Below are 14,327 nucleotides of genomic sequence, written 5' to 3'. Positions count from 1 at the left end.
CCCCTCTCCCCCTGCGGGAGAGGGTTGGGGTGAGGGGCATCCGCCGCTTCTGGAATGCCGATATTCTCGCTCGGCCCGACGAGGTCGGCGATACGCTCTGGCACGATCTCGAGGGTAGGATCGCCTACGAACCGTCGAAACTTGAACTCTCCGTAACCCCCGTCAACCTGTGACGGCTGCTCACCCCACCGAAAGAAGAAAAAGAATGAACGCCCCAGAAGTAAAGATTCGCAAGCGTGGCTCGCTCTCGATTGCCATGAAGCTCGTCATGCTCGCCATGGTCATGCCCAAGGTCCTGCGCTACCGGCTGAGATCGCGCCTATGAGCGAGCGCGTCCACCTCTTCGACACCACGCTGCGCGACGGCGCCCAGACCACGGGCGTCGATTTCTCGCTCGACGACAAGCGCGCCGTGGCAGCGATGCTGGACAAGCTCGGCATCGACTATGTCGAGGGCGGCTATCCCGGCGCGAATCCGCTCGACACCGCCTTCTTCGCGGAGAAGCCGACGCAGAACGCGAAATTCGCCGCCTTCGGCATGACCAAGCGGGCGGGGCGCTCGGCCGCGAACGATCCTGGCATCGCCGCGCTCCTGGATGCGAAGGCCGATGCCATCGTCTTCGTGGCCAAGAGCTGGGACTACCATGTCCATGTCGCGCTCGAGATCCCGCTCGAAGAGAACCTGGAGGGCATTCGCGACAGCGTCGCGGCGGCCAAGGCGGCGGGCCGCGAGGTCATGCTCGATTGCGAGCACTTCTTCGATGGCTACAAGGCCAATCCCGACTATGCGCTCGCCTGCGCCCGCGCGGCCTATGAGGCCGGCGCGCGCTGGGTGGTGCTCTGCGACACCAATGGCGGCACCTTGCCGGACGAGATCGGCGCCATCGTCGCACAGGTGACGAAAACCGTGCCGGGCGCTCATCTTGGCATCCACGCCCATGACGATTGCGGCTGCGCCGTCGCCAATTCGCTGGCGGCGGTCGAGGCCGGCGCGCGCCAGATCCAGGGCACGCTGAACGGGCTCGGCGAGCGTTGCGGCAACGCCAACCTGGTCACGCTGATCGGCGCGCTGAAGCTCAAGGACAAGTATCGCGAGCGCTTCTCGCTCGGCGTCGACGAGCGCCAGCTCGGCCAGCTCGCCCATGTCTCGCGCGCCCTCGACGAGATGCTGAACCGCGCGCCGAATGTGCACGCGCCCTTCGTCGGCTCCTCCGCCTTCGCCACCAAGGCCGGCATCCATGCCTCGGCCGTGCTGAAGGACCCGCGCACCTATGAGCATGTCGCGCCCGAGGCGACCGGCAATACCCGCAAGGTGCTGATCTCCGACCAGGGCGGCAAGTCGAACCTCATGGCCGAGCTGGAGCGCATCGGCGTCACGCTCGGCCGCGACGATCCGCGGCTCGGCCGGGTGCTGGAGGAGGTCAAGGACAAGGAGGCGCAGGGCTATGCCTTCGAGGGCGCCGACGCCTCCTTCTACCTGCTGGTCCGGCGCATCCTCGGCGAGGTGCCGGATTTCTTCCAGGTCGAGCGCTTCGCCGTGAATGTCGAGCGCCGCTACAATGCGATGGGCGAGCTCGTCACCTTCTCGGAGGCGATCGTGAAGGTGAAGGTCGGCGACGAGGTGCTGATCTCGGCGGCGGAGGGCTCGGCCGGCCCGGTCAACGCGCTCGATATCGCGCTGCGCAAGGATCTCGGGCGCTACCAGTCGCTGATCGAGGGCCTCCGCCTGGTGGACTACAAGGTCCGCATCTTCCAGGGCGGCACGGATGCGGTGACGCGCGTGCTGATCGAATCGGCCGATGAGCGCGGCGAGCGCTGGACCACGGTCGGCGTCAGCCCGAACATCATCGACGCCTCGTTCCAGGCGCTGGTCGACTCGATCACCTACAAGCTGATGCGGGTCGGCGCGACGGCGTAACGCCCGTCATCCCGTGCGCGCTGCGGCACGCAGTGACGCTGCGCAGACACGGGACCGCGTGACGAGAAGGCGCCTCTTCCTGAGAACGGGTGGGAGCCCCGTCCGAGAGACGGTCCCGCATCTGCGCAGCAACATTCCATGCTGCAGCGCGTGCGGGATGACGGCTACTCAATCGGTCAGCCGTACCGACTTCTCGCGGCAGAGGTCGACGCCGTCATTGTCGCTCTCGACCTCGTCGCTGAACTTGCCGAGCAGATAGTAGCTGCAGCCTGTCGGCTTGTTGAGCTTGAGGGCGATGCTTTTTCCTGGCGCGAGCGGCTTGGCGAGCTTGGCGACGAGCCGGGGCTGCTCGCCCGAGGTGGTGATTTCAAGGGAATCCAGCGGCACGGTGCGGGCGTTCGTGATCTTGACCTGGGCAGGCGGGCGGCTCGATTGCGCCAGTGCCGGCAGCGCGGCGAGAGACAGAACTGCGCAGGCACCGATCAGGCCGGCCGGGATAGCGGGTCGAATTTTCATGTTGTTCCTTCCCCGATAGCGAGCTTTGAAGCGCTCCCGTCGCATCTGACACGTGTCTTTCGACGATAACAAGGCGTAACGATCCCGCGATTATCGCAACCGAGTGCTTGCGACTGAGCCCATGCATTCGGCGTCGAACGCGTCTATATGGGCCGGGCCAACTTGGAATCGCTGAAAAATGTCCCCGCCTGCCGCGCCTCATCCGGCGCCGACCTTCGCGCGCTCGGCCGTGCTCCAGCCGGGCTCCGGCTTCGTCGCCACCTTCCGCGCACTCTGGCCCTATCTCTGGCCGCCGGAACGGGCCGACCTGCGCCAGCGCGTGGTCGCCGCCTTCGTGCTGCTGGTCGTCGGTCGGCTCGTGCTGATGGGCGTGCCCTTCACCTTCAAATGGGCGACCGACGCGCTCGCCAACAACCCGACGACGCTCGGCCATTGGCTGCCCTTCCTCGTCGGCGCGCCGCTGGCGCTGACGGTGATCTACGGTCTCGCCCGTGTCGGCTCGGCCGCCTTCGTGCAATTGCGCGATGCGATCTTCGCCCCGGTCTTCATGCATGCGGTGCGCACGCTGGCGCTGCAGACCTTCGCGCATCTGCATCATCTCTCGCTGCGCTTCCACCTGGAGCGCAAGACCGGCGGGCTCACCCGTGTGCTCGAGCGCGGCCGCAACGGCATCGAGGAAATGGTTCGGCTCGGGCTCAATCAGCTCGTGCCGGTGATCATCGAGGTCACCCTGATCATCGCCGTGCTGCTGGCCCTGTTCGACTGGCTCTATGTCGTCGTGCTCGTGCTGATGGTCGTCGGCTACATGACCTACACCATCAAGGCCACGGAATGGCGCATCGCCATCCGCGCCGAGATGAACGACTCGGACACCGACGCCAATGCCAAGGCGATCGACTCGCTGCTCAACTTCGAGACGGTGAAGTATTTTGGCGCCGAGGCGCGCGAGACGGCGCGTTACGATATCTCGATGGCGCGCTACGAGCGCAACTCGATCAAGGCCTATACCTCGCTCGCCATGCTCAATTTCGGGCAGGCGGCGATCTTCGCCGTCGGCCTCACCATCTCGATGGTGATGTGCGTGCAGGGCTTCAAGGCGGGCATCAACACGGTCGGCGATTTCGTGCTGATCAACGCCATGCTGATCCAGCTCTACATCCCCTTGAACTTCATGGGCACGGTCTATCGCGAGATCAAGCAGGCGACGCTCGACATCGAGCAGATGTTCGCGCTGATCGGCCGCGATCCCGAGATCCAGGATCGCCCCGGCGCGCCGCCGCTGCGCGTGAACGCAGGAGAGGTCAGCTTCGAGAGCGTGCATTTCGCCTATATCCCGGAGCGGCCGATCCTGAAGGGCATCTCCTTCACCGTGCCGCCGGGCAAGACCGTCGCGATCGTCGGCCCCTCCGGCGCCGGCAAGTCGACGATCTCCAGGCTGCTCTTCCGCTTCTACGAGCCGCAGCAAGGGCGCATCCGGATCGACGGACAGGATATCGCCGCCGTGCAGCAGGTCTCGCTGCGTGCCGCCATCGGCATGGTCCCGCAGGACACCGTGCTGTTCAACGACACGATCGAGTACAACCTGCGCTATGGCCGCCCCGACGCCACCCAGGAGGAGATCGAGGAGGCGGCGCGGCTCGCCCAGATCGACCGCTTCATCAAGTCGCTGCCGGAGGGCTATGATACCTCGGTCGGCGAGCGCGGCCTGAAGCTCTCGGGCGGCGAGAAGCAGCGCGTCGCCATCGCCCGCACCATCCTGAAGGGGCCACCGATCCTCGTGCTCGACGAGGCGACCTCGGCGCTCGATTCCTTCACCGAGAAGGAGATCCAGGACGCGCTCGACCGGGTCAGCCAGGGCCGCACCACGCTGGTCATCGCGCACCGGCTCTCGACCGTGATCAATGCCGACGAGATCATCGTGCTCGACAAGGGCCTGATCGTCGAGCGCGGCCATCACCGCGAATTGCTCGCTGCCGACGGCGTCTATGCCGCGCTCTGGAACCGCCAGCGCCAGGTCGACGAGGCCAAGGCGACGCTGCAGCGCGCCACGGCGGAAGAGGGCGAGAGCGTTCGCGTCAGCCTGACCGAATAAGAGGCAGTTTCGACTTCGACGAACTCGCGGAAGCGCTGGAAAGCCCGCTGCTCTTGCGGCATGGTCCCGGCAGCTTCCGCGCCGCGGAAGGCGAGGCGGGGGCTTTTCATGTTCGATCCGACCACACTTACCGGCTTTCACACCTGGCTCAGCCTGATCGCGATCGCCGCGGGCTTCTTCGTCATTCCCGCCCTGCTAAAGGGCCATATGGCACCCGGCTGGACCGGGACCTTCCTCTCCACCGCCTTCGCCACGAGCGCGACCGGCTTCGCCTTCCCGTTCAACGGCGTGCTGCCCTCGCATATCTTCGGCGTGGTCTCGCTCATCCTGATCGGCCTGGCCGGCTATGGCCTCTATGCCCGCATGCTCGAAGGCGCCTGGCGCCGCATCTACGCGATCTGCGTGGTGATCGCGCATTACCTGCTCTGCTTCGTCGGGGTGTTCCAGGCCTTCCTGAAGGTGCCGGCGCTCAAGGCGCTCGCGCCGACCCAGTCCGAGCCGCCCTTCGCCATCGCGCAGGGCCTGCTCTTCCTCGTCTTCGCGGTGCTGACCTGGCTCTGCGGCCGCCGCTTCGCCGCCGGGCCCACCGTCCACGCCTGACCCGTCATTGCGAGGAGGCGCAGCCGACGAAGCAATCCAGGAGGACGTGGAGCGCTGCCGCCCGTGGATTGCTTCGCTATGCTCGCAATGACGTTCGCGGCTAGGCCCGCCGGAAGGTCGTCCCGATTCCCTCGAGCCGCGCGATGAAATAGGCCGGCTCGATCAGCGTTTCCGGCAGGTAGAGGCCGGGCTGGACCGGCGGGCCGCCGGCGAGTCCGAGCAGGCGCTCGGTGCCGACGGTGACGCCGAGCGCGGTGATCGGCGCCTGGCCCTGCGGATGGCTGATCTCATGGCGCTGGCTGAGCGGCTTGCCGTCGCGGCCCTCGCCGGCGATCTCGATGACGAGGTCGCTCGAGAAGGCGCCGCCTTGCTGGCGCCCGGCCGAGATGCCGTAATGCAGGTCGACGCGGATGTCGCGCGCCGAGGTCGCGGCTGCCAGGCTGATCACGTCGAGCGGCGAATAGGCCTGGCCCGGCAACTCGGTGCCGTCGACATTGACGAAGCGGCGCGCGCCGTCCTCGCCCTTGGCCCAGTTCCACTTGCCGTCCTTCAGGATCAGCGCATGCGGCGCGGCCGTGGTCAGGCGCTCGTAATCGGCATAGGCCGCCGGCCCGCCCATATCCTGCTCGTCGAGCACGACGCCGATCCTGATCGCGTCGACCCGCGCGAAATCCCGGGCATGGTGCAGGGCCGGGAGCACGGCGACGCCGGCGAGCCAATGGCTCGCCATCAGCACGGGAGCGGCTTGCGGCTTGTGGACCTGCAGCGCCATTTCGGGCCCGACCTCGAAGACGCCGCTGGAGACGCTGAGATGGGGAATGCCGTGCGCCTGCGCATAGTGCAGCGCGTTGAGCCCGGCATCCTTGACGAAGACGACGATCGCCGAATGCCGGCGCCCCTCGGGCAGGCCGAGATCGGCCCGGTCGAGATCGATTGCGGCCGCATCGGCCTTGCCGATCCCGCGCGCCACGGCCTTGGCCTTGGCGAGGTCGCGCCCGCCGATGGTGATCGGCAACTCCGGCTGCGCCTGCCGAAGCATGCGCGCCGCGAGCGAGCCGACGACGCCGGAGCCGCCGATGATGAGAACCGGGTCTTGCGGGATTGCCGCCATGAAAGCCTCCATTGGTTACCATTAGTAAGTTACTGATGGTAATTTGTGGAGGCGCGGGCTTTTGTCAATCCTGCCCTAGCGCATCGGCCCGAAAAGTGGATTGCGGCTTTCGGAAAAGCCGATGCGAAAACAAGACGTTAGATGATCGGCAGGCCTCAGCGTAGCGCCAGGCCTCAGCGCAGCTCCGGGCCGGCGAAGGACCGGGCGGTCCGCATCGTCGTCACCGCGCGGCCGAGGTTGCCGAGCAGGCCGGGATTGATGACGGCGCGCTCGCCGAAGCTGCGCCAGGCGAAGCTGGTGAGCCGCTTGAGCGACGATGTCAGCTCGCTGAGGTCGTTGATCTCTGGTGTCGCGAGCGCCCGCATCGCCGCCAGGTCGAGGGCGGTGGTCCGGGCATTGAAGGTGCCGTTGCGATCGTGAGCCATGGCTGAGGTCTCCTGTCGGTGACCCCACATGCGCTGAAACGGTGCCGCGCTTCTGTGATGCAGCCCACAAAGGGCGCTTCAGTATCCGCCGATCACGGGCAGGATCTCGCCGGTGATGTAGCTCGAGCAATGCGGCGAGGCGAGGAAGACATAGGCCGGCGCGATCTCCTCCGGCTGGGCCGGGCGTTTCATCGGCACCTGCGCGCCGAATTGCGAGACATCCTCTGCCGTCTTGTCGGAGGGGTTGAGCGGGCTCCAGACCGGGCCGGGCGCCACCGCGTTGACCCGGATGCCGCGCGGCACCAGATGCGAGGCGAGCGAGCGGGTGAAGGCATGGATGCCGCCCTTGGTCGTGGCGTAGTCGATCAGTTGCTTCGAGCCTTCGAGCCCGGTCACCGAGCCTGAATTCACGATCGCGCTGCCCGGGCCCATATGCACCACGGCCGCCTGCGCCATGTGAAAATAGCCGTAGAGATTGGTCTTCAGCGTCGTGTCGAAATGCTCCTCGGTGAGCTCCTCGAAGCTCGGCGCATGCACCTGGAACGCGGCATTGTTGACGAGTACGTCGAGCCTGCCGAAGGCCTTGACCACCTCGGCCACCGCCTTGCGGCAGAAGCGCGCCTCGCGCACGTCGCCGGCGAGGCTCAGCGCCCGCCGTCCCTCCGCCTCGATCGCCCTGCAGGTCTCCTCGGCATCCTCGCTCTCGCTGAGATGCAGGATCGCGACATCGGCGCCCTCGCGCGCGAACAGCACGGCGACGGCGCGGCCGATGCCGGAATCGCCGCCGGTGATGATCGCGACCTTGCCGTCGAGCTTGCCGGAGCCCTTGTAATAGGGCGCGTCATACATCGGCGCCGGATCGAGGAGCGCTTCCGAACCGGGTTTCGGCTGATGCTGCTTCGGAAAGGGCGGCTCGGGATAGAGCCGCATGCCGGCCTGCATCGCGCCGCTCTTGCGCGTCTGCGGCCGCGCATCGGCCCGCGCCACCTGCTTCTGGATGCGCCGCTGCTGCTTGGCGGCGGCCTTCACGCCCTTGCCGGGCTTCACGCCCTTGCTAGGCTTCTCGGCCTTGAGTTTGGTTGCTGATTTCGCCATCGCGGCCTCCCTGCCGGTTGGTTGCGGCGCTCGGCTTGGCAACGTCGCGGGCAGGGCGGGGTTCCGTCGCCGGGCTCAGGCCGGCTTGCCGCCTTCCGCCGCCGTGTCGGTGGCATCCGCCGCGGCGATGAGCAGGTCGATCCCGGCCGCGTCGCAGGCACTGCGGCAGGCCGCGTCGGGCTCCTTGTCGGTCGCGATCGCATGCAGGCCGGTGATGGGGCGCACGACATGCGCATCCGAGCGGCCGAATTTCGAGGCGTCGATCACATAGGCGAGCCGGCGCGCCTGGCGGCCCAGCGTGTCGCCGATCTCGGCATGCCAAGCGCTCGGGCCGAGGATGCCATGCACCGGGTCGAAGGCGCTGGCGCCGCAGAGCGCGAGATCAAAGACCCGGCGCTCGAGCGCCCGGATCGTCTCGACGCCGGTCAACGTATGCGTCGCCGGCTTGAGGATGCCGCCGAGCAGCGAGACCTCGCAGGTGCTGTTGCCGGCGAGCGCGGTCGCGATATCGACCATGTTGGTGGTGACGGTCAGCGACAGCGGCCGCCGCGCCAGGGCCTCGGCCAGGAACAGCATGGTCGAGCTGCCGCCGAGGAAGACGTTCATCCCGTCCCTGAACAGCGGCAGCGCCGCCTGCGCCGCCGCGAGCTTGGCCTCGCGGCCAAGGCCGAGGCGCTCCTGCACCGGCCGGCGCGCCGCGAGATCGACCGTGCCCGTCGGCATCGCGCCGCCATGGACGCGCTGCAGCAGCCCGGCCTCCTCCAGCGCCCGGATGTCGCGCCGGACGGTCTCCTGCGACACGCCGAAACGCTCGGCGAGCGCGTTCACGGCGAGGATCTCGCCGCGCGAGATCAGGCTCAGGATTTCCTGCTGGCGAGCGGCGCTAAGCGCTCCGCCCGCCCGGTTGCGCAATGTGCGCTCTTCGCTGTCTCGCATCCGGTCAGCCTCGTGCGAACGCCCCGTTGAACGGCCCGAAATCGAGGTCGAGCGTCTGCCCCGGCAGCCAGGGCGTATCCTTGCGCTTGCCATAGAACTGGCCGGACACGTGCAGGATGATGACGGGCGGGTCGTCCCGGTCGACGATTTCGAGCATGCGGGTCAGGATCTTGCGGCGCTCAGCGGTTTCGACGGTGGTCTGGAGTTTGTTGCCCAGGGCGAAATACTCCTCATTCGACCAGATTCCGACCTGTTTCGGCAAGGTGCCGTTCGGGCCGAATTCGCGCCAGGCCTGGCCGAGCTGGTCGAGGAAGATCGCGGTCGAGGAGGAATCGTAGATCGCGTTCACCGGCTTCTTCTGGATCTGCGAGAAATTCTCCATCATCTCGATCTGGACGTTGAGCCCGACCGCCTTCCACATTTCCAGCATCACCTGCGCGCCGGCGGTCTGGTTGGTGTAGTAGTTGTTGAGCAGGCGATAGGTGATCGGCTCGCCCTTGTAGCCGGCGGCCGCGAGCAGCTCGCGCGCCAGCTTCGGATCATAGGCCAGCGCCGGGAAAGTCTCGATATAGCCTTGGCCGAAGCTCGGCAGCTGGAAGCCGTTCGGCGCCGGCACGCGGTTGTCCCACAAGGTCTCCAGGAAGAGCTTGCGGTCGATGGCGAGGCTGAGCGCGCGGCGCACGCGCGGATCCCTGAGCAGCGGCGCGGTCTGGTCGATCGAGAGGAAGCGCAGGTTCTGCACGGCGCCGCCGACGATCTCCAGCTCCTTGCGGTTCTGCACGTCCTGGAACTGGTCGGGCGAGACATCGGTGACGATGTCGTACTGGTTGGTGATAAGGCCGTTCACGCGCGAAGCCAGTTCGGGCACGATCTTGTATTCGACCGTCTCGAAATGCGGGCGCCCGCCCCAATAGGCATCATGCGCCGCGAGGCGGACATGCAGGTCGAGCTTCTGCTCGACGAGCTTATAGGGACCGGTGCCGACCGGCGCCGCCGTCCACTTGTCCCAGGAGCCGGCGGCATCGAAGGCGCGCTTGCCGACGATCTCGGCGCCCCAGGCGGCGAGCCGCTGCTCCAGCAGCGCATCGTTCTCCCTGGCGTGCAGGATCACGGTGAAGGGATCGACCACCTCGACCCGGTCGAGCGTCGAGAGCGTCTGCATCGCGATCGAACGGCCCGAGCGGCCGGGGCCGAGCAGATGGTCCGGCCCGAGGCTGAAGGCGACATCCTCGGCCGTGAACGGGCTGCCATCATGGAAGGTGACGCCCTTGCGCAGGAAGAGCTTCAGCGTCCTGGCGTCGATCCGCTCCCAGCGCTCGGCCAGCGCCGGCCGCAGCGCCATGCCGCGGCCATGGTCGAAGGCGGTGAGCGTGTCGAACATCTGCGGCGCCACGCGCCGCGTCGCCGTGTGGTTGAACAGCACCGGCTCGAGCGCCGGCGGATAGCCGGACATCGCGATCCGCAACGCCTTCCGGTCTTTCTCCTGCGCCTGCACTTGAGCGCCCATGCTGCCGGCGAGACTGGCGGCGAGCCCCGCCGCAAGCGCCTGGCGGCGCGTCAACTTCGAATGGTCCATCTGGCCCTCCATCTGGCCTTCCTGAGCTTCGGCAGCAGTGAAGCGCAGGCGGACGACAGTTGGATGACCGATTTTATTTGCTTATGTGAATTTATGACCGAATTGGTTTGGCTCGGTCACGGGCCCCGATCGAGCGCGAGGCGAAAGCGCAGCTTCTCGCGCTCGCCCTGGGCGTAGGAGACATAGTTCTCCGGCACCGGCACGCGCTCGACGAAGCTGCAGCCGAGCTTCTCCAGCGTGCGCCGCGAGGCGAGATTATCCTCGGTCGTGGTCAGCCAGAGCTCATCGAGCCCATGGGCCCGGGCGGCGGGCAGCAGGGCGAGCACCGCCTTGCGGGCCAATCCGCGCCCCCGGAACGGCGGCTCGACCGAGAAGCCGATCTGGCCGGCAAGGTGGGTCAGGAGGTAGCTGGTGCCGATCCGCAGGCTGATCGTCCCGGCGCGTTCGCCGGCGACCAGGATGTCGAATCGATAGGCGAGGGCGCCCCAGGGCGAGGTCTCGGCCTCGCGGCGCTCGCTGAGGCGCAGGCTGACCTCGTCATGGCGCAGCTCGGCGAACGAGGCGGTCTCCGCATGGCTGAAGCGCATCATGGCCCGCGACTCCCTGGAATTCGCGTCAAATCCGCTTGGCGGCGGCGAGGCTCTTCCCCCGGAGGGCCGAACCCCCTAAATCTCCCGCCACTGTGCGCGTGGGCCGCTCCGCGCGAAAGCCCGCGCATAAGCGCCAACAAGACGAGATTTTCATGTCGCTGATCGATTCCTGCCGCAAGCTGATCGTGCCCATCCACAAGGAGGGCTATATTTTCATCGCGATCGGCCTGGTGGCGACCATCGTGCTCGGCCAGCTCTGGGAGCCCTTCGGCTGGGTCGGCGCGCTGATCACCCTGTGGATCTGCTATTTCTTCCGCGACCCGGTGCGGATCACGCCACAACGCGAGGGGCTGGTGATCTCGCCGGCCGATGGCCGCGTCAGCCAGGTCGCGCTCGCGCTGCCGCCGCCGGAGCTCGAGCTGCCGGCCGAGCAGATGACGCGCATCTCGATCTTCATGAATGTCTTCGACTGCCATGTGAACCGCGCCCCGGTGGCCGGCACCATCGTCAGGATGGCCTATACGCCCGGGCTCTTCCTCAATGCCGAGCTCGACAAGGCGAGCGACGACAATGAGCGCAACGCGCTGGCGATCGAGACGCCGGCGGGCATCGTCGGCGTCGTCCAGATCGCCGGGCTCATCGCCCGCCGCATCGTGCCCTTCGTCAAGCAGGGCGACCCGATCACGACCGGCGAGCGTTTCGGGCTGATCCGCTTCGGCTCGCGCGTCGATGTCTACCTGCCCCAGACCGTGATTCCGCTGGTCGGCGAGGGCCAGACGGCGATCGCCGGCGAGACCGTGCTGGCCGATATGAGCGCGAGCGAGCTCAAGCGGGCGTTCCGATCGATCTGAGCGCCGGGTCGGTATGGGCGAGCTATCGGAGACAGCGGCAGCGCTGCGCTTTTGTGGGGATGATCTCGACCCTGCCGAAATCTCCCGTCTGCTCGGCGCCATCCCGACGCAAGCCTATCGTAAGGGCGAGCTGCGTTTGACGCCAACGGGCGAGAAACAATCTGCGGCAGCGGCCTTTGGAGGCTCAATGCCGAGCGCGTTCGGCCCGGCAATCTCGATATGCAGATTGCGGGCTTACTGACTCCACTCAGCTCGGATTTGGCAATCTGGCGGGTCTCTCCAGCCGTTTCGGTGGGATGATCTTCGCTGGGCTGTTTTTGGAGAGCCGGAACGAGGGTATCGGTTTGGAGCCTGAAACAATGGTCGCGCTCGGCTCGCGTGGCCTGTATCTCGATATCGACGTTTACGGGGTCAATGATGATTGACCGGCGTTCTCCCAGCGTGAGGACCCCGCCTAGCCTCCGCCGTCAAAACCGCGTATTCCCGCGCTCATGAGCGATCTCTTTCCTCCCTTCGCGCCCGAGCCGGTCGAATCGAAGCGCGCCCGCTTCAAGGCGATCCCGTTCCGCCTGATCGCGCCCAACGTCATCACCTTGCTGGCGCTCTGCCTCGGTCTCACCGCGATGCGGCTCGTGGTCGAGGGCAAGCTCGACACCGCGACCTATTGCATCCTCGCCGCCGCGCTGCTCGACGGCGTCGACGGCCGGCTCGCCCGCTTCCTGAAAGGCACCTCGCGCTTTGGCGCCGAGCTCGATTCGCTCTCCGATTTCGTCAATTTCGGTGTCGCGACCGGCTATGTGCTCTGGATCTTCGTCCTGCACGACTTGCGCTCCTTCGGCTGGATCATCGCGCTGACGCTCGCCTGCGCCATGGCGCTGAGGCTCGCGCGCTTCAACGTGATGCTCGACGATCCCAACCGGCCCGACTGGCAGAAGAACTTCTTCGTCGGCATGCCGGCGCCCGCAGGCGCGGTCACGGCGATGCTGCCGCTCTACCTGCATTTCATCGGCCTGCCGGTGCAGGAATACGGCGCCGTCTTCGTCGGCGCCTATATCCTCTTCATCGCCTTCCTGACGATCTCGCGCATCCCCTGCTATGCCGGCAAGACGCTCGGCACCCGCGTGCCGCGCGAGATGGTGCTGCCGATCTTCGTCGCCGTGGTCGTGCTGGCCGGCCTCGTCGTCGCCTATCCGTTCGAGATGCTCTCGCTGATCGTCGTGAGCTATCTCGCTCTGATTCCGGTCAGCGCCGCGCGCTATCGCAAGCTCGACCGCGAATATAATGCGGCTCGGGCAGTGCCGGCGCCGGTTGACGAGAAGGCGGAAGCTGCGCCCTGAATGGGGCCGCAGGGCAGGATTGCGATCGCAGCCGATCCACTCTGAGTGCAGGGTGTCCCGCCGGGCGGCGGGACAGGGATGGCGGCCGGGATGTACCATTCGAATCGACGCAATTTTGAGGGGCTGGACGCGCTCGCCGAGGAGCTGCGCGCGCATCCCCGCCTGCGCTTGCTGGGCGACTATTGCGGCCTCCGCAGCCGCGGGCTGCGCAGGCAGGCGCTTGCGGCCCTGGAGCAATTCCTGAAGCTGGCCTCCGAATTCGACGGCCCGGAGGCGCGAGCGGCGGCAGTCGATATCCTCGAACTGCACGACAGGACCAAGGAGGCTCATCAGTTCCTGGCGCAGCCGCTTCGGGCCCGCTTCCTGTTTCCCGTCCTGGAAACATGGATGGAGGATGAGCCGGGATCGATCACGCCTCTGCGCTGGCTCGGCTTCCTCAAGCACAGCGACCATCTGCTCGCCCGCGCCTTGGCGATGGCGCCGGACGACCTGCCCGTCCGTCGCCGGCTGGTCGAGCGGACGCTCCATCATATCAATTATGCGACGCATCACCTCGACGAGAACTTCTTCATCGGCAGCGTCGACGAGACTGTCGAGGATTTGAAGAGCCTCGGAACTTATATCGAAGGCGCACCGGACCCGGTGCTATTTGCGGCAGCGGCCGGTGAGCTGCGCTATTTCGAAGCGCTGGTGGCGGACTGGATCGCCTTTTCCCGCGAGGGTGCAGGCAGCTTTCCGGCTTGGTGCGCCGAGCGGAAGCGGAAATACCGGTTCGCGGCCAAATACGATTATGGCTCGAGCTAGTCGTCGGCGCGCCGCCAGCGCATCGGCCCGAAAGTGGATCGCGGGTTTCGGAAAAGCCGATGCGAAAACAATGAACTAGCGCCGCTTGCGCCCGCTGAGCCGCGCCGCATTGGCGCGGGTGCGCTTCGAGAACGGCTCGAGCGCGCTGTTGGCGGCCTTGGCGGCGGCTTCCGCGATATCGACCTGGGCGAGCGGATTGAGCGCCATGCCCCACCAGAACAGCCCGACCGCCTGGCTTGCGGCAAAGCCGCTCTCCATCACCGCAGAGACTTTCTCGGTCACGGCCTTCGCCGCCTCGCGCTGGCCACGGGTATCGCCGAGCGCACCCTGAAGCAGGATCGGCATCCGCATCGCGATGGTGAGGCCGGCATCGGCCTGCATGGTCAGCACCTTGCTGACGAGCGCCTGCGTCTCCACCGCCGTCCCAGCAGCGGGACGCGAGCGCCGGTTCGAAGCTGCCATGTGGGAAAGAGTCTC

16 protein-coding genes are annotated in these 14,327 nt (G+C 66.8%); 8 read left to right on the top strand and 8 right to left on the bottom strand.

Annotation, left to right across the window (positions count from 1 at the left end):
• Positions 1-29 precede the first annotated feature (29 nt).
• The gene (locus EV560_RS35840; RefSeq protein WP_165923548.1) at positions 30-173 is read left to right on the top strand and encodes a hypothetical protein; all 144 of its coding nucleotides are present in this window, start codon (positions 30-32) and stop codon (positions 171-173) included.
• Positions 174-321: 148 nt separating this feature from the next.
• Complete coding sequence (gene cimA / locus EV560_RS19590) at positions 322-1,917, top strand: citramalate synthase (protein ID WP_131857480.1); 1,596 nt, start codon at positions 322-324, stop codon at positions 1,915-1,917.
• A 168-nt stretch (positions 1,918-2,085) separates the two neighbouring features.
• On the opposite strand, the gene EV560_RS19585 is transcribed toward cimA, so the two are convergent.
• The gene (locus tag EV560_RS19585) at positions 2,086-2,433 is read right to left on the bottom strand and encodes a hypothetical protein (protein WP_131857479.1); all 348 of its coding nucleotides are present in this window, start codon (positions 2,431-2,433) and stop codon (positions 2,086-2,088) included.
• A 178-nt stretch (positions 2,434-2,611) separates the two neighbouring features.
• Between EV560_RS19585 and EV560_RS19580 the strand changes: the two genes are divergently transcribed.
• A complete protein-coding gene (locus EV560_RS19580) occupies positions 2,612-4,525 on the top strand; it encodes an ABCB family ABC transporter ATP-binding protein/permease (RefSeq protein ID WP_131857478.1) in 1,914 nt (637 codons plus the stop codon).
• A gap of 108 nt (positions 4,526-4,633) precedes the next feature.
• Positions 4,634-5,125 (top strand): hypothetical protein, encoded by a 492-nt coding sequence (locus EV560_RS19575; RefSeq protein ID WP_131857477.1) that lies wholly within the window; start codon positions 4,634-4,636, stop codon positions 5,123-5,125.
• 100 nt (positions 5,126-5,225) lie between these two features.
• Here the strand turns inward: EV560_RS19575 and EV560_RS19570 are convergent, their stop codons facing one another.
• From EV560_RS19570 to EV560_RS19545, 6 genes are all read right to left on the bottom strand, one after another.
• Positions 5,226-6,236 (bottom strand): Rossmann-fold NAD(P)-binding domain-containing protein, encoded by a 1,011-nt coding sequence (locus tag EV560_RS19570; protein ID WP_131857476.1) that lies wholly within the window; start codon positions 6,234-6,236, stop codon positions 5,226-5,228.
• A gap of 173 nt (positions 6,237-6,409) precedes the next feature.
• Positions 6,410-6,661, bottom strand: a complete 252-nt coding sequence (locus tag EV560_RS19565) for a hypothetical protein (RefSeq protein ID WP_131857475.1) — start codon at positions 6,659-6,661, stop codon at positions 6,410-6,412.
• Between the two features lie 78 nt (positions 6,662-6,739).
• On the bottom strand, positions 6,740-7,756 hold the full coding sequence (locus EV560_RS19560; protein WP_131857474.1) for an SDR family oxidoreductase: 1,017 nt from the start codon (positions 7,754-7,756) through the stop codon (positions 6,740-6,742).
• Between the two features lie 75 nt (positions 7,757-7,831).
• Complete coding sequence (locus EV560_RS19555) at positions 7,832-8,692, bottom strand: DeoR/GlpR family DNA-binding transcription regulator (RefSeq protein ID WP_165923547.1); 861 nt, start codon at positions 8,690-8,692, stop codon at positions 7,832-7,834.
• 4 nt (positions 8,693-8,696) lie between these two features.
• Positions 8,697-10,268, bottom strand: coding sequence for an ABC transporter substrate-binding protein (locus EV560_RS19550; protein WP_131857472.1), 1,572 nt, complete (start codon positions 10,266-10,268; stop codon positions 8,697-8,699).
• 116 nt (positions 10,269-10,384) lie between these two features.
• Positions 10,385-10,858 carry a GNAT family N-acetyltransferase gene (locus EV560_RS19545; protein ID WP_131857471.1) on the bottom strand — a complete coding sequence of 158 codons (474 nt, stop codon included), beginning with the start codon at positions 10,856-10,858 and terminating at the stop codon, positions 10,385-10,387.
• A 98-nt stretch (positions 10,859-10,956) separates the two neighbouring features.
• On the opposite strand from EV560_RS19545, the gene EV560_RS19540 reads away from it, so the two are divergent.
• The 4 genes from EV560_RS19540 (at position 10,957) to EV560_RS19520 (ending at position 13,850) form a co-directional block, all read left to right on the top strand.
• Complete coding sequence (locus tag EV560_RS19540; protein ID WP_282568867.1) at positions 10,957-11,709, top strand: phosphatidylserine decarboxylase; 753 nt, start codon at positions 10,957-10,959, stop codon at positions 11,707-11,709.
• Between the two features lie 13 nt (positions 11,710-11,722).
• Positions 11,723-11,950, top strand: coding sequence for a DUF4279 domain-containing protein (locus tag EV560_RS36895; protein ID WP_131857469.1), 228 nt, complete (start codon positions 11,723-11,725; stop codon positions 11,948-11,950).
• Positions 11,951-12,200: 250 nt separating this feature from the next.
• Entirely contained in the window at positions 12,201-13,046 is an 846-nt protein-coding gene (locus EV560_RS19525) for a CDP-alcohol phosphatidyltransferase family protein (RefSeq protein ID WP_131857468.1), read from the top strand.
• Between the two features lie 90 nt (positions 13,047-13,136).
• Positions 13,137-13,850: a hypothetical protein gene (locus tag EV560_RS19520; RefSeq protein WP_131857467.1), complete on the top strand. Its 714-nt coding sequence runs from the start codon at positions 13,137-13,139 to the stop codon at positions 13,848-13,850.
• A 75-nt stretch (positions 13,851-13,925) separates the two neighbouring features.
• Here EV560_RS19520 and EV560_RS19515 read toward each other — a convergent pair whose 3' ends face one another.
• Complete coding sequence (locus tag EV560_RS19515; RefSeq protein WP_131857466.1) at positions 13,926-14,312, bottom strand: hypothetical protein; 387 nt, start codon at positions 14,310-14,312, stop codon at positions 13,926-13,928.
• Between the last annotated feature and the right edge of the window lie 15 nt (positions 14,313-14,327).

The sequence above is a fragment of the Allobosea sp. BK604 genome (assembly GCF_004341515.1).
Classification (GTDB): domain Bacteria; phylum Pseudomonadota; class Alphaproteobacteria; order Rhizobiales; family Beijerinckiaceae; genus Allobosea.
This window is presented reverse-complemented; position numbering and strand designations above follow the sequence as displayed.

Bases quoted from the DNA above. Each gene is read 5' to 3' on its own strand.
- cimA (WP_131857480.1), top strand. From the start codon at position 322: ATGAGCGAGCGCGTCCACCTCTTCGACACCACGCTGCGCGACGGCGCC.
- EV560_RS19585 (WP_131857479.1), bottom strand. From the start codon at position 2,433: ATGAAAATTCGACCCGCTATCCCGGCCGGCCTGATCGGTGCCTGCGCA.
- EV560_RS19580 (WP_131857478.1), top strand. From the start codon at position 2,612: ATGTCCCCGCCTGCCGCGCCTCATCCGGCGCCGACCTTCGCGCGCTCG.
- EV560_RS19575 (WP_131857477.1), top strand. From the start codon at position 4,634: ATGTTCGATCCGACCACACTTACCGGCTTTCACACCTGGCTCAGCCTG.
- EV560_RS19570 (WP_131857476.1), bottom strand. From the start codon at position 6,236: ATGGCGGCAATCCCGCAAGACCCGGTTCTCATCATCGGCGGCTCCGGC.
- EV560_RS19565 (WP_131857475.1), bottom strand. From the start codon at position 6,661: ATGGCTCACGATCGCAACGGCACCTTCAATGCCCGGACCACCGCCCTC.
- EV560_RS19560 (WP_131857474.1), bottom strand. From the start codon at position 7,756: ATGGCGAAATCAGCAACCAAACTCAAGGCCGAGAAGCCTAGCAAGGGC.
- EV560_RS19555 (WP_165923547.1), bottom strand. From the start codon at position 8,692: ATGCGAGACAGCGAAGAGCGCACATTGCGCAACCGGGCGGGCGGAGCG.
- EV560_RS19550 (WP_131857472.1), bottom strand. From the start codon at position 10,268: ATGGACCATTCGAAGTTGACGCGCCGCCAGGCGCTTGCGGCGGGGCTC.
- EV560_RS19545 (WP_131857471.1), bottom strand. From the start codon at position 10,858: ATGATGCGCTTCAGCCATGCGGAGACCGCCTCGTTCGCCGAGCTGCGC.
- EV560_RS36895 (WP_131857469.1), top strand. From the start codon at position 11,723: ATGGGCGAGCTATCGGAGACAGCGGCAGCGCTGCGCTTTTGTGGGGAT.
- EV560_RS19525 (WP_131857468.1), top strand. From the start codon at position 12,201: ATGAGCGATCTCTTTCCTCCCTTCGCGCCCGAGCCGGTCGAATCGAAG.
- EV560_RS19520 (WP_131857467.1), top strand. From the start codon at position 13,137: ATGTACCATTCGAATCGACGCAATTTTGAGGGGCTGGACGCGCTCGCC.
- EV560_RS19515 (WP_131857466.1), bottom strand. From the start codon at position 14,312: ATGGCAGCTTCGAACCGGCGCTCGCGTCCCGCTGCTGGGACGGCGGTG.